At 54.9% G+C, this 14,279-nt stretch carries 13 protein-coding genes; 4 read left to right on the top strand and 9 right to left on the bottom strand.

Going from position 1 to position 14,279, the window contains the following annotated elements; all coding sequences use genetic code 11:
• Positions 1–31: 31 nt before the first annotated feature.
• Entirely contained in the window at positions 32–1,255 is a 1,224-nt protein-coding gene (locus tag OGV89_RS18550) for a phosphoadenosine phosphosulfate reductase (RefSeq protein ID WP_286559111.1), read from the top strand.
• Positions 1,240–1,857: an IbrB-like domain-containing protein gene (locus OGV89_RS18545; RefSeq protein WP_088902609.1), complete on the top strand. Its 618-nt coding sequence runs from the start codon at positions 1,240–1,242 to the stop codon at positions 1,855–1,857. Before OGV89_RS18550 ends, OGV89_RS18545 begins: the two co-directional genes overlap by 16 nt.
• Here the strand turns inward: OGV89_RS18545 and OGV89_RS18540 are convergent, their stop codons facing one another.
• A complete protein-coding gene (locus tag OGV89_RS18540) occupies positions 1,858–3,018 on the bottom strand; it encodes a pyridoxal phosphate-dependent aminotransferase (protein ID WP_172750543.1) in 1,161 nt (386 codons plus the stop codon).
• Positions 3,019–3,149: 131 nt separating this feature from the next.
• On the opposite strand from OGV89_RS18540, the gene OGV89_RS18535 reads away from it, so the two are divergent.
• Positions 3,150–4,238, top strand: coding sequence for an oxidoreductase (locus tag OGV89_RS18535; protein WP_071688068.1), 1,089 nt, complete (start codon positions 3,150–3,152; stop codon positions 4,236–4,238).
• A gap of 114 nt (positions 4,239–4,352) precedes the next feature.
• Here the strand turns inward: OGV89_RS18535 and OGV89_RS18530 are convergent, their stop codons facing one another.
• From OGV89_RS18530 to entC, 7 genes are all read right to left on the bottom strand, one after another.
• On the bottom strand, positions 4,353–4,550 hold the full coding sequence (locus OGV89_RS18530; RefSeq protein ID WP_003022064.1) for a YbdD/YjiX family protein: 198 nt from the start codon (positions 4,548–4,550) through the stop codon (positions 4,353–4,355).
• Between the two features lie 63 nt (positions 4,551–4,613).
• Entirely contained in the window at positions 4,614–6,719 is a 2,106-nt protein-coding gene (gene cstA, locus OGV89_RS18525) for a pyruvate/proton symporter CstA (RefSeq protein WP_044712737.1), read from the bottom strand.
• A gap of 185 nt (positions 6,720–6,904) precedes the next feature.
• Positions 6,905–7,318, bottom strand: a complete 414-nt coding sequence (gene entH, locus OGV89_RS18520) for a proofreading thioesterase EntH (protein WP_003022055.1) — start codon at positions 7,316–7,318, stop codon at positions 6,905–6,907.
• Between the two features lie 2 nt (positions 7,319–7,320).
• Complete coding sequence (gene entA, locus OGV89_RS18515) at positions 7,321–8,076, bottom strand: 2,3-dihydro-2,3-dihydroxybenzoate dehydrogenase EntA (protein ID WP_003022049.1); 756 nt, start codon at positions 8,074–8,076, stop codon at positions 7,321–7,323.
• Positions 8,076–8,933 (bottom strand): isochorismatase, encoded by an 858-nt coding sequence (locus OGV89_RS18510; protein WP_286559108.1) that lies wholly within the window; start codon positions 8,931–8,933, stop codon positions 8,076–8,078. Before OGV89_RS18510 ends, entA begins: the two co-directional genes overlap by 1 nt.
• Positions 8,934–8,946: 13 nt before the next feature.
• Positions 8,947–10,557, bottom strand: coding sequence for a (2,3-dihydroxybenzoyl)adenylate synthase EntE (gene entE / locus OGV89_RS18505; protein ID WP_286559105.1), 1,611 nt, complete (start codon positions 10,555–10,557; stop codon positions 8,947–8,949).
• A 31-nt stretch (positions 10,558–10,588) separates the two neighbouring features.
• Entirely contained in the window at positions 10,589–11,764 is a 1,176-nt protein-coding gene (entC, locus tag OGV89_RS18500) for an isochorismate synthase EntC (protein WP_060855578.1), read from the bottom strand.
• A gap of 187 nt (positions 11,765–11,951) precedes the next feature.
• Here entC and fepB point away from each other — a divergent pair, with 187 nt between their 5' ends.
• Positions 11,952–12,908 (top strand): Fe2+-enterobactin ABC transporter substrate-binding protein, encoded by a 957-nt coding sequence (gene fepB, locus OGV89_RS18495; RefSeq protein WP_286559102.1) that lies wholly within the window; start codon positions 11,952–11,954, stop codon positions 12,906–12,908.
• A gap of 27 nt (positions 12,909–12,935) precedes the next feature.
• On the opposite strand, the gene entS is transcribed toward fepB, so the two are convergent.
• Positions 12,936–14,174, bottom strand: a complete 1,239-nt coding sequence (gene entS / locus OGV89_RS18490; protein WP_286559100.1) for an enterobactin transporter EntS — start codon at positions 14,172–14,174, stop codon at positions 12,936–12,938.
• Positions 14,175–14,279 lie beyond the last annotated feature (105 nt).

Genomic DNA, 14,279 nt, shown 5'->3' with positions numbered 1-14,279 from the left:
TTTTGAATAATGATTCTGATATGAGTTCAATATGTCTATTTATAAAATCCCGCTTGGTCAAAACGTGCTGGAAGCCGCTCTGGAGCGCATAACCTGGACACTTGAAACCCTACCTCGTGTTTGTGTCTCCTTTTCCGGCGGGAAGGATTCAGGACTAATGCTACATCTGACAGCCATGCTTGCACGCCAACTGCATAAAAAAATAAATGTGTTGTTTATCGATTGGGAAGCACAATTCTCCTGCACTATCGACTATGTAGGAGCTCTACGTGAACATTATTCCGATGTCATCGAAAATTTCTATTGGGTGGCATTACCGCTGACGACGCAGAATTCACTGTCACAATTTCAACCCGAATGGCAGTGTTGGGAGCCGGGTACGCAATGGGTTCGCCAGCCGCCCGCAGATGCCATAACCGATCCTGAATATTTCTCCTTCTATCAACCCGGCATGACCTTTGAACAATTTGTTCGTGAGTTCGCTGACTGGTTTTCGCAGAAACGACCGGCTGCCATGATGGTGGGCATCCGCGCCGATGAGTCATATAACCGCTTTGTTGCCATTGCCAACTCGCAAAAGCAGCGTTTTGCCGATGACAAGCCGTGGACGACTGCAGCACCTGGTGGACACACCTGGTATATTTACCCGCTGTATGACTGGAAAACAGCCGACATCTGGACGTGGTTTGCGAAGTCAAAATTGCCGTGTAACCCCCTGTATAATCTGATGTACCAGGCCGGGGTCCCGACACGATATATGCGCATTTGCGAACCCTTTGGCCCGGAACAGCGTCAGGGATTATGGCTATATCATGTCATTGAACCCGAGCGCTGGGCGGCTATGTGCGCCCGTGTCAGCGGTGTTAAAAGCGGGGGTATTTATGCCGGTCATGACAACCATTTTTACGGTCATCGGAAAATACTTAAACCAGAGCATTTAAGCTGGCAGGAATATGCCATGCTGCTATTGAACAGCATGCCGGAGACTACCGCAGAGCATTACCGCAATAAAATCGCCGTCTATTTGCAGTGGTATAAGAAAAAAGGCATGGATAATATCCCGCAAACTCAGGAAGGCGATATTGGTTCGAAAGATATTCCTTCATGGCGACGTATCTGCAAAGTCCTGTTGAATAATGATTACTGGTGTCGGGCACTTTCATTCAGTCCAACGAAACCCAAAAACTACCAACGCTATAACGAACGTATGAAAACAAAACGCCAGGAATGGGGAATCTTATGCAACACCGACTAACTCACGAACTCCTCGGCTTTCTTTCTGGCCTGTCAGAAGAAGAACGAATTGAAGCCATCAATGAATTCAGGCGGGCGATACACAGCGTCAGTCCCTTTCGCGAGGAACCCGTAGATTGCGTACTTTGGGTTAAAAATGATCACATTTCACCCAATGACTACAACCCCAATAACGTTGCACCACCGGAGAAAAAGCTGCTGCTGAAGTCCCTTGAAGCAGACGGGTTTACACAGCCCATTGTGGTGGTTCACTCAACGGCAGAGGAATACGAAATTGTCGACGGTTTCCACCGCCACGAGTTAGGTAAAGCCAAAGCCTCACTGAGGCCCAGGCTTAAAGGATACCTGCCGGTTGCCTGTTTAGAACGAGAACGCCATGAGCGTATGGCGGCGACCATTCGCCACAACCGCGCCCGTGGGCGTCATCAAATCCACGCCATGTCCGAGATTGTCCGCGAGCTATCGCAACTGGGATGGAGTGAAGAAAGAATTAGCAAGGATCTCGGCATGGACAACGACGAGGTGTTACGCCTGAAGCAAATCAACGGTCTGCAAGAGTTGTTCGCCGACCGTCGATTCTCCAAAGCCTGGACGGTGAAATAGCTACAGCGACACCAGACGTTCAGCTGCTGTTAACAGCGTCGATTCTTGCTTGGCAAAACAGAGACGAATCAGTTTATGCGGGAAAGGATCGGCGCAGAACACAGACAGCGGTATCGCCGCAACGCCCACTTCAGTGGTCAGCCACTGGCAAAATTCCACGTCGTTAAGCGTGGAAACGGCGCTGTAATCGACCAGCAGAAAGTACGTGCCTTCACACGGCAGAATTTCCAGTCGGCTGTCACGCAGCGCATTCACCAACACGTCGCGTTTTTTCAGATAAAACGCAGGCAGCTCGCGATAGTGTGCAGGATCTTCTCGTAGCATATCCGCCAGGGCCAACTGAGCCGGCGTGTTGACGGAAAACGTCAGATACTGGTGTACCTTGCGTAACTCAGCGCTAATGGCTGCTGGCGCAACGCAGTAGCCAATCTTCCAGCCGGTCATATGGTAGGTCTTACCAAACGATGAAACAGCAACAGCGCGTTCCCGCAGCTCTGAATGTGCCAGCACACTGGCATGCCCTTGCCTGGCAAAACAGATATGCTCATAAACTTCGTCGCTGATGACAAAGATCTCGCGTTCTTTAATTGCTTGCCACAGCGCGTCAAAATCGGCGTGATGCCACACGGTGGCAGAAGGATTATGTGGCGTGTTCAGGATAACCAATCGGGTACGGTCGCTGAGTAAGGCACTAAAAGCCTGCCAGTCGACGCGAAAAGACGGTGGTTGCAGCGCGATACGTTTAACCACCCCGCCGGATAATTCAACCGCAGGCGCATAGCTGTCGTAGCTCGGATCAAAACAAATCACCTCATCACCTGGGCGCACCAGCGCAGTGATCGCGGCATACAGCGCTTCTGTGGCCCCCGCAGTGATGGTCACTTCACTATTCGCGTCGGGTTTGTAGCCGTACAGGTCTGCCGTTTTATCCGCGATGGCTTCGCGCAGCGGCTGCACGCCCGTCATCGGTGCATACTGGTTTGCACCGTGCGCGACGTGATACGCCAGACGCTCCTGCAAAAAGAGCGGACCGTCAAAATCAGGAAATCCCTGCGAGAGATTAATGGCCTGATGCTGCTGCGCCAGCGCACTCATTTGCGTGAAGATAGTAGTGCCCAGGTTAGGCAGTTTGCTTTGCGGAATCAGCGGGTTATTACTCATTATTGTTATCCCAGCGTGTGATGTTGTGGTTGAAGCCACTATAACACGATGCTAGTATTTGGCAATCAAGACGTTCAGACGTCTATATAAAAATAACCTGCCTGGACAGGACAGCCAAAGGACAACACAACATGAGTAATACAGAGATTCGCGTCGTCACCGGCCCGGCCAACTATTTTTCCCATCCCGGCAGCCTGTCGAGACTCAACGATTTTTTCACTACCGACCAACTTTCACGCGCCGTGTGGGTTTATGGTGAGCGCGCTATCGATGCGGCCCGCCCTTATCTGCCAGAGACATTTCATCTCGCCGAGGCTAAGCGCCTGCTGTTTACGGGACATTGCAGCGAAACCGATGTTGCTCAACTGGCAAAAGAGTCGGGAGATAATCGCAGCGTCGTGATTGGCGTGGGCGGAGGAACATTGCTCGACACCGCTAAAGCGTTGGCCCGTCGTCTGGATCTGCCGTTTGTCGGTATTCCTACGATTGCGGCGACCTGCGCCGCCTGGACGCCGCTCTCCGTCTGGTATAACGATACAGGCCAGGCGCTGCATTTTGAAATTTTTCCTGATGCCAATTTCCTCGTTCTGGTCGAACCCGAGATCGTTCTCAATGCGCCAGAGGAATATCTACTGGCGGGGATCGGCGACACGCTGGCGAAGTGGTACGAGGCCGTCGTGCTTGCGCCTCAGCCGGAAAACCTGCCATTAACTGTTCGTCTGGGTATCGATGCCGCGCAGACGATCCGCGACGTCCTGCTGGAAAGCAGCGAGCAGGCGCTGACAGACAAACAACAAGGCTCGTTAAGCCGCACGTTTTGCGATGTAGTGGATGCGATTATTGCCGGAGGCGGCATGGTTGGTGGTCTGGGCGAGCGCTACACCCGCGTGGCGGCGGCGCATTCTGTTCACAATGGCCTGACCGTCCTCCCACAAACAGAGAAGTTTTTACATGGCACTAAAGTCGCGTACGGCATCCTGGTGCAGAGTGCGTTGTTGGGACAAGATGCCGTGCTGGCGCAGTTAATTACCGCCTATCAGCGCTTCAACCTGCCCACCCGATTAGCTCAACTGGACGTGGACATCAATAATCGCGCAGAAATCGACAAAGTGATTACGCACACCCTGCGCCCGGTGGAGTCCATTCACGCCCTGCCGGTAACGTTAACGCCGGAGACACTGCGCGCAGCATTCGAAAAGGTAGAGTCGTTTACGGTATGATTAGGGTATGGGATGCCTGATAGCGGCTTCGCCTTATCAGGCCTACGACGACTAATTATAACGGCAAATGCGATGTTGTAGGCCGGATAAGCGTCAGCGCCATCCGGCAAAAAATCAACAGCACTTCGCGCCGCCTTTCCCCCCATATCGCGCATCCTGGCGCTCGCGGAAAAATTCTTCGTAGGTCATTGGCGTTTGGTCCGGATGCGTGACGCGCATATGTTCAACATAGTTGTCGTAATCCGGCACACCTATCATTAATCGGGCGGTTTGACCTAAATACTTCCCGGCTTTGGCGAGTGTTTCAAACATAGTGATTCCCTGTCGTACAAACGCCCTCCCCGTTCAGGAGAGGGCTCATTGGTTAAGAGAATATTAGTGCGCGCCTTTCGCCTGCGCCACGATCTCTTCGATATTCTCAGGCATCGGCTCGTACGGCGTCTCTTTCGAAGTTGGTTTGTCCTCTTTCAATGCTGCCAGCGCAGTTTTGATGGAGAACAGACCCAGCACCACAACGACTACCATGAAGAAGATGGTGAGACCCGCATCCAGGCGGTTGTTAAACACCAGCTGCGTCAGCTGCGACTGGGTGTACTGCGCCGGAATGTTACCGCTGTCGATCATCGCCTGGAATTTGTTGGCGATAGCCAGGAAGCCGATTTTTGCATCCGGGCTAAACGCTTTCTGCCAGCCAGCGGTCAGGGTACAAATCAGCAGCCAGGCGGTTGGGACCAGTGCCACCCACGCGTAGCGCTGGCGTTTCATCTTGAACAGCACCACAGCACAGAGCATCAACGCCATACCGGCCAGCATCTGGTTGGCGATACCAAACAGCGGCCACAGGGTATTAATACCACCCAGAGGATCCACCACGCCCTGGTGTAAAAAGTAACCCCAGGCCAGTACGCACAGCGCCGTCGCCAGCAGGTTCGCAGGCAACGAATCGGTACGTTTCAGGCCCGGTGACACCACGCCCAGCAAGTCCTGCAGCATAAAGCGCGCAGCGCGTGTACCGGCATCAACCGCCGTCAAAATAAACAAAGCTTCAAACAGAATGGCGAAGTGATACCAGAACGCCACATCCATCATGCCACCCAGTGCGCCATGCAGAATGTACGCCATCCCGACGGCCAGCGTCGGCGCACCACCTGCGCGGGAGATAATGGATTGCTCACCCACTTCATTGGCAATTTGGTGCAGAGTATCTGGCGTAATAGCAAAGCCCCAACTACTGACTACCTGTGCCGCAGAAGCCACTACATCAACCGTGCCCGCAGGAGCCAGCACCGCCATCGGGCTGTTCATCGCAAAGTACACGCCCGGATCGATGATGCACGCGGAAACCAGCGCCATAATGGCGACAAAGGATTCCATCAGCATTCCGCCGTAGCCGATAAAGCAAGCCTGCCCTTCATTCGCCAGCATCTTCGGCGTGGTACCGGAGGAGATCAGCGCATGGAAGCCAGATACCGCACCACATGCAATGGTGATAAACAGGAACGGGAACAAGTTACCGGTCCAGACCGGGCCAGTACCGTCAACAAACTTGGTCAGAGCTGGCATGGTCAGCGTCGGACGCATGATCAGAATCCCTACCGCCAGACCAACAATGGTGCCGATTTTCAGGAAGGTAGAGAGGTAATCACGCGGGGCCAGCAGCAGCCACACCGGCAGCACGGCGGCGACAAAACCGTAGCCCACCAGCATCCAGGTCAGCTGTACGCCGGTAAAGTCAAAGTACGGTGCCCAGGTCGGGCTTTCCGCTACCCAGCCACCGGAAATAATGGCAAACACCAGGAATACCAGACCGATGACCGACACTTCACCAATGCGGCCCGGGCGCAGATAGCGCAGGTAAATCCCCATAAAAATCGCCAGCGGGATAGTGAACGCTACGGTGTAAGTTCCCCACGGGCTGTGGGTCAGCGCTTTCACGACAATCATCGCCAGTACCGCGAGGATAATCACCATGATCATAAAACAGGCCACCAGCGCAATAACACCCGCCGTAGGGCCCATCTCTTCTTTCACCAGTTCGCCAAGGGAACGACCATCGCGACGGGTAGAAACAAACAGCACCATGAAGTCCTGTACCGCCCCTGCCAGTACCACCCCGGCGAGCAGCCAGATCATACCCGGCAGGTAGCCCATTTGCGCCGCCAGCACCGGTCCAACTAACGGACCCGCTCCGGCAATCGCTGCAAAATGGTGACCAAACAGTACTTTTTTATCGGTGGGTACATAATCCAGACCATCGTTATGACGCACGGCTGGCGTCATACGCGTCGGGTCCAGCGCCAGTACATTTTTCGCGATGTACAGGCCGTAGAAACGGTAAGCGATAAGGTAGACACAGACTGACGCCACGACTATCCACAACGCGTTGATCTGTTCACCACGATTTAACGCAATATATCCTAGGGCAAATGCTCCGATAACGGAGAGCAATGTCCAGAGGAGGTATTTCCCTGATTTATTCATAGTTGTTGTCCGTTTGCGTGATCCAGAAAGATGTTACATTTTGTTTCTATAACATCTTTCCTGATTTTAACAACCTGACAACCACATAAACCTGAGACATAACTGACTATTTACATTGCATTGTTAACTGGATCACTTCATTTACCTGTTAACTCTGCAATTTCATTTTACTTTGCCGGGTAACCTCACCCCATCACCGCCGTGCCTAAACGGCAGGTGCAGCAGCGTCGTCCCTGCTCATCAAAGATGACGATTTCCCAGCTTTGATTTTGACGCCCAAGATGCAACGGCTGACAAACGCCGCGTACTTTCCCCTGCGATACCGCCCGATGATGCGTGGCGTTTAGTTCCGTCCCCACGACACACTGCCCGTCGCGCGTCATCAGATAACCCGCCATCGAACCCAACGTTTCCGCCAGGGCCGCCGACGCGCCGCCATGCAGCAGGCCAAACGGCTGATGCGTTCGGCTATCCACCGGCATTTCGGCTTCCAGCACATCATCACCCAGTCGTGTATAGACCATTCCCAGATGCGCCACCATCGTGTTCTGACTGGTGGCATTGAGTTCATCCAGCGTCAAATGACGTTTCCAGATCATCGTCATGCCCCCAGCGTGGAACCGCCGTCCACCACGATATCCTGTAATGTAATGTGGCTGGCCAGATCGGAAGCGAGGAATAAAATAGTGTTGGTGATCTCTTGCGGCCGGGCGATTTTCCCCAGCGGAATCCCAAGCTTAAACTGCTCGCCAAATCCACGAATGCGCTGTTGCTCCGCGTCATCGCTGACCCACAGCGTACGCTGCATGTCGGTATCGGTCGACCCCGGAGAAACCACGTTACAACGCACACCGCTGCCTGCCAGTTCAAGTCCGACGGTCAGAGCCAGGCTTTTCAACGCGGCCTTTGACGCACCGTAAGCACTCATGCCGATACGCGGCGTGTGCGCCGCATCCGACGCGACGGTCACGATCGCCCCGCCCTGCTGGCGACGAAACTGCGCCATCGTCTGCTGAAACAGATTGAACGCTCCGCCAACGTTAACCGCAAACGTCTGCTGCCACTCCTCAGCGCTTAGCGCATCGGTGGCACCCATACGCAAAATACCTGCGGCATTGACCAACACATCCAAACGCTCGCGCGCTTTGAGGACGCGCTGGCACACCTCAGCTACCTGTCCAGCATTCGCCACATCCAGCACTTCGGTCGTAAACGGGTAGTTATCCTGAGGAAATTCGCGATCGAATCCAGTCACCTCAGCACCTGCATTCGCAAACGCCAGCGCCGTGGTGTAGCCAATCCCTTTTCCCGCCCCGGTTACCCAGACGGTTTTCCCGGCAAAATCAAATCCGGCCATTACTTCAACTCGCGGGAGAGCAGAGCCCACCATGCGTCAATGGTCGGTTTTTTCGCCAGCATCACGAAATCAATATCACCATGAACCTTACGCCAACGCGCCGCCAGCGCCATCATGCGCACGGAATCCAGCCCATAGTCGATCAGGTTTTCGTCATCCATCGGCTCTTCGGACTCATCCAGCAGCGGCAGAATAATGCTGCGTAACGCATCTTTACTGGCCGGAACCGGCGTCGGTAATAATTCCTGGGTCATAACCACACGCCCGGAACGTCCCGCCACGTATTTCAGCGACATCAAGTGTTCGTCACGGCTAAAGTCCGCCAGCGCATCGGCAACCATAAACGGCTTGATGTCACGCATGAAAGCGTCCGTTGCGGTGGTCATACAACCAATATGTGCATACACCCCGGTAATGATCAGTTGATTACGCCCGGTTTCCTTGAGCATCTGTTCCAGCGGGGAGCGATGGAATGCGCTATAACGCCATTTCACAAGAATGGTATCCGCTTCATCCGGCGCCAGCGCCTCAACAATCTTTTGTTGTTCCGGCGAACGCGTCAGGCCCGGTCCCCACATATCATTGAGCAGAGCGCGGTCTTCATCGCTCTGCTCTTTCGGTTGAGCGGTGTAATACACCGGAATATTATGCTCTTTGCAGTACTGGCGCAGCGCGGCGATGTTCGCGACGACCTGCTCCATCATCGGACAGTTATCGCCCCAAAAGCCGATAAAATAATCCTGCATGTCGTGGATCAGCAGCGCGGCGCGTTCAGGGTCAAATGCCCAGTCGACTTTGTTCACCGGAACATCAAGCGCCGTTGGTAGCGCATAAGCCTGCAGTTTAGGAATTGCCATTTCTATTTCTCCTTCAGGCCAGTGAACGTGATGCCAGCCACTGACGTAATTGTTTTTTATCTACCTTCCCCACTGGAGTCAGCGGTAATGACTCAACGCACTCAACACGATCGGGTAATTTGAATTCCGCCACACCCTGTTCGCGCAGAAAACGGCGCACCTGAACCGCGCGCAGCGGCTCTTTTACCACTAGCCAGGCACAGCTTTTCTCGCCCATCAGTTCGTCATCCATACTGACCAGCGCGGCATGGATAACCATTGGATGGCGCAGCAGCAGGTTTTCAATCTCTTCAGCAGCGATCTTCTCCCCGCCGCGGTTGATCTGATCCTTTTCGCGTCCCTGAACGGTGATGTAGCCATCCGGGTCGATAGCGATCAGATCGCCGGAACAGTAAAAGCCGTTGGCGTCAAAGGCGCTGGCATTATGCTCAGGGCTTTTGAAATAACCACGGAAGGTGTACGGACCACGTGTCATCAAGCGTCCGGTCTCTCCCTGGGCTAAGGGGTTGCCGTCAGCGTCTGCTACCCAGACTTCATCATCAGGACACATCGGGCGCCCCTGGGTATTGATGATGCGCTCAGGACTGTCGTCCAGACGGGTGTAGTTCACCAGCCCTTCCGCCATGCCGAAGACCTGCTGCAACTGGCAGCCAATCTCAGCCGGAATACGCGCCGCAAGCGTGGCGGAAAGTCTCGCTCCACCGACCTGTAGCAGTTTCAGCGAAGCCAGTTGCGCATTGCTGCCCCACTCCGCAATCGCCTGCAACCACAGGCTCACCGCAGGTGGCACCAGCGCCGTGACGTTAACCTGATGCTGTTCAATCAGCGGGAAACACAGGGTAGCGCTAGGGTCGGCCGCCAGCACGACGGTGCCGCCGGCCAGGAACACACCCAGCGCGCCTGGCGAACTCATGGCGTAGTTATGCGCCGCCGGGATTGCGCATAAATAACGCGTTTCCCCGGTGAAGCGGCAAATCTCATTGCTGCGACGCACGCTGTAGTAGTAATCGTTATGAGTGCGAGGAATCAGCTTTGGCGTCCCGGTCGTCCCGCCGGAAAGCTGGAAGTACGCCACCTCATCAGCGGGCGACGGTGTAGCCGTAAAATCAGTCGCAGGTTGGCTTATCGCCGTTTGCAGATTGTGTTCACCTTCGTCGTTGTGCAGTTGCACCACGCGCACTGAATTGTGTTCGGCCACAAAAGCGTTTAGAAAATCGTCCCCGCTAAACAGCGTATGCTGGCGATCGGCAATCAGCAGCGCCGGTTCAATCTGTTTGGCATAGGCGTTGAGTTCGTTACGCTGATGGCTGAACAGGGCCAGCACCGGAGCTACGCCCAGCTTGAGTAACGCAAAGAAGGTGATATACAGCTCAGCCACATTGCCCAGTTGTACCAGCGCGGTTTCACCGGGTTTAATCCCTTGGCGACGCAAACTGCAGGCTAGATTGTCAGCGGCCTGATTCAGCTGGCGATAGCTCAGGTGGCATTCACCATCAATAACCGCCGTATGGTCGCTGTCGGCGTGACGGGTCAGAATGTCGGTCAGCGGCAAATCCTGCCAGTAACCTTTTTCACGATACCTGCGGGCAAACTCTTCCGGCCAGCGGGTGAATGGAATACTCATTATTGCTCCTTAAAACCAGTCCACAAGGCTCTTAATGCAGTCCAAAAACATTCAACATCGTGGAGAGCTTGGCCCCCGTTTCACGCCATTCCGCAACCGGGGAAGAGGCTGGAACAATTCCTGCTCCGGCAAAAAAACGCACCTGATTGCGCAGCAGCTTCGCACAGCGGATCGTCACTACCCACTCACCGTTACCTTCGGCATCACACCAGCCGACAATACCGCCGAACAGTTCGCGATCGAACGGCTCCAGCTCGGCGATAAGTTTGCGCGCAACCTGATGTGGGAAGCCGCTCAGCGCAGGCGTCGGGTGCAGCAGGCACGCCAGCGTCAGGGCGTTTTCCTGCGCGTTGGCTTTACCTTCAAACGGCGTGCCGAGGTGCCAGAGCGTCGGCGTAGTAACCAGCTGCGGAGAAGAAGGCAGTTGCAGTTCACGGCTGCGATCGCGCAATATCGTTTTCATAGCTTGCGTCACCAGTTCGTGCTCATGGCGGTCCTTCTCAGATGCCAGCAGGCGGATCCCTGCTTCGCGATCCAGCACATCATCAGGCTGACGACGTGCAGAGCCCGCCAGCGGCAGAGAACTGAAACGCTCGCCTTCTTTGCGCAGAAGCAATTCCGGGCTGGCACCAATCAATACGCCGCCGTCTTCAATCGGCACATGGAAGTTGTAGCTCGCTGGATTTTGCGCCACCAGACGCTCCAGCAGCGCACCGCTGTCAATGTTGGCATCGGTGGTGATATCGATCAGGCGTGACAACACCACTTTGTCGACTTCCGGAGTAGACGTCAGCGCAGCCGCCCGGGCGACCATATCTTCAAAAAAGTCCTGTTCCGGGATCGATTTACGTTCCACGACGTTCAGCGACTGATGCGCGGTAAAGTAACGTGATGATTGCTGCTTCGCCGTACGAGAAAAGCTCTGCCACGATTGGGGAATAAACAGCGATGATGGCTGGCGGGTATCAAAGGGAATCGCCCCGACCATGACAGGATTCGCGATACCCTGTGATTTGGCATCAGCAAACAGTGCGTTCATTTTTTGTTGGAAAGGGCTGTCTGGCGAATCGCCATCAATTGCCGGTTCCGCATAGCGGGCGAAGCATCCTGACGTCGTAAAACTACGGTACGGCGACATAAAGAAAAAACTGTCGGAAGCGAGCGTCGGCATAGTCTGCGTTTTTTCCTCAGCCAGTGACGTATCCATATCATCCTCCAAAAATGATAAAGGCTCTAATAATGATTATCATTTATATTTTCGGTCGCTAACCTAAAAGTAAAGCGGCGGTATGTCAACTCTTGTGGTAACACAATGTGCGACTTTGGCTTGCATCCTTGCCCGCTAACAATGAAAATGAGAAGCATTACTTATACTGATAACAGGAAGCTGATTCGTGAGTCTCCCCTCTTTTTGCCGCACCGTACTCTTACTGGCCGGTTTGTCTATTTCAGGAATTTCTTCAGGTCATGCCGCCGACTGGCCGCGTCAGGTTACCGACAGCCGTGGCACGCATACGCTTGAGCAAAAGCCGCAGCGCATTGTCTCCACCAGCGTGACCCTCACCGGCTCGCTGCTGGCGATTGATGCTCCGGTCATCGCCAGCGGTGCCACCACGCCGAACAATCGCATCGGCGATGCGCAGGGTTTTTTGCGTCAATGGAGCGAGGTCGCAAAAGAGCGCAAATTGAGCCGTCTGTATATTGGCGAACCGAGCGCCGAAGCCGTTGCGGCGCAAATGCCGGATCTGATTCTGATAAGCGCCACTGGCGGCGATTCCGCCCTCGCACTCTACGACCAGTTGTCCACCATCGCGCCCACGCTTATCATCAACTACGACGATAAAAGCTGGCAGTCGCTGCTAACGCAACTGGGTGAAATCACCGGTCAGGAGCAGCAGGCTGCAGCCCGTATTGCCGAGTTTGATAAGCAACTGCAAGCGGTAAAGCAACGCATCACCCTGCCGCCGCAGCCGGTCAGCGCGCTGGTGTATACCGCTGCAGCCCACAGCGCCAACCTGTGGACGCCTGAGTCGGCCCAGGGCAAGCTGATGGAACAGTTAGGTTTTACCCTCGCGCCGCTGCCTGCGGGTTTGCACACCAGCCAGAGCCAGGGCAAACGCCACGATATCATCCAGCTTGGCGGTGAAAACCTGGCGGCGGGCCTGAACGGCGAAGCGCTGTTCCTGTTTGCTGGCGACAGCAAAGATGCCGACGCCATTTATGCCAATCCGCTGCTGGCGCATCTGCCGGCCGTGCAGAACAAACGCGTTTACGCCCTGGGAACGGAAACCTTCCGTCTCGACTACTACAGCGCAACGCTGCTGCTGCAACGTCTTTCGGCTCTCTTTTAATCATCAGCGCCGGATGCGGCTAACGCCTTATCCGGCATTAACAGGTGTTTGCCGGAATCGGCGTACTTCCCTCAGCAACAGCAGCAATAGCAGACCAACAATCACCAACCCGAATCCACTCACACTTGCCGAAGCGACCGGCGTCATCATCGCACCCAGCCCGCCAAGCAGCGCCGCGCCAATCGCATCGCCGGTCACGTTCTGCGCAGTCCACAAACCGTTAATTCGCCCGAGCATCGCTTCCGGCGTCTGCGTCTGTAACAGGGTGTATTGCAACAACGAGCTGACCGCACTCAGCCAGCCAAACAGCGCCAGGCAAACAACCCCAAGCTCCCAGACTGGCATCAACCCAAACAGTCCGATAGCCAGGAACGACGCCACGGTCGATGCCAGCATGATCAGTCCCGGGCGAACGCTGTGCGCCAGTTGCCCGCTGGTCAATGCGCCCACTGCTGCGCCAAGAGGAATGGCCGCATACAGCAGACCAATTTGCGCGCTCGACATTTGCCAGTTAATCGCCAGCGCCGGATACAGCACGCGCACGGCGCTCGCCATGGTCAACAGACCGCCGAGCAGTGCAATGCCGCCAATCAGTGGGCTGGCAAGCAGAAAGCGGAATGCTGCCAGCAGCGATTTCAGCGGATGCTCACGCGGCTGCGGCGGAGGCGGCAACGCGGGAAGACTCAGCAACGGTAGTAAGGTAATGAAGGTCCCCGCCGCCGCCAGTCCGTAGTTCCAGGCCACGCCGCCGGTCGCGAGCAACACCCCGCCAAGCATCGGCGAAATTACCGATCCCAGACGTACCGTCAGCATGGTAATCGCCCCGGCCTGCATCAGATTCTCCCGCCCGACCAGCGCTGGCGTCGCTGCCAGTAAAGCAGTCACGCCCAGCGAAGCAAAGAAACCGTCCCATAAGCCAAGCAGATAAATTGCCAGTAACGACGGTTCGGGAAGTAACGCATTCAAACACAGGCCAATAAAGCCAATGCCACAGGTACCACGCGCCAGCAGGATCACTTTTTTACGCTCATAGCGGTCGGCCAGCACACCGCCCACCATCAGGCCAATAAACATTGCACTGCCGGTCAGCGTCACCGACAAACCGACCTGCCAGGTCGACTGGGTCATCATCTGGATTTGAACCGGAACCGCGACGCCGAGTAGCCCCAGAGAGACAATGGAAATAAAACGGGCGAGGAAGACTGCACGAAATGCAGGGTGGGTCTTTAACAGGCTGAGATTGAGCAGCCATGATTGTCGATTCATTACAGAGCCTTACCAGGTACTTTTTCAATATCCATTCGATGGCTGCACATGCTAACATATCCAAATAAGATCGATAACGATAATTACTATCATTATCAGGGAAGT

Source organism: Citrobacter sp. Cf125 (assembly GCF_030333935.1).
Taxonomy (GTDB): domain Bacteria; phylum Pseudomonadota; class Gammaproteobacteria; order Enterobacterales; family Enterobacteriaceae; genus Citrobacter; species Citrobacter freundii.
Note: the sequence above shows the minus strand (reverse complement) of the source record. Positions and strands in the feature narration are given on the sequence as shown.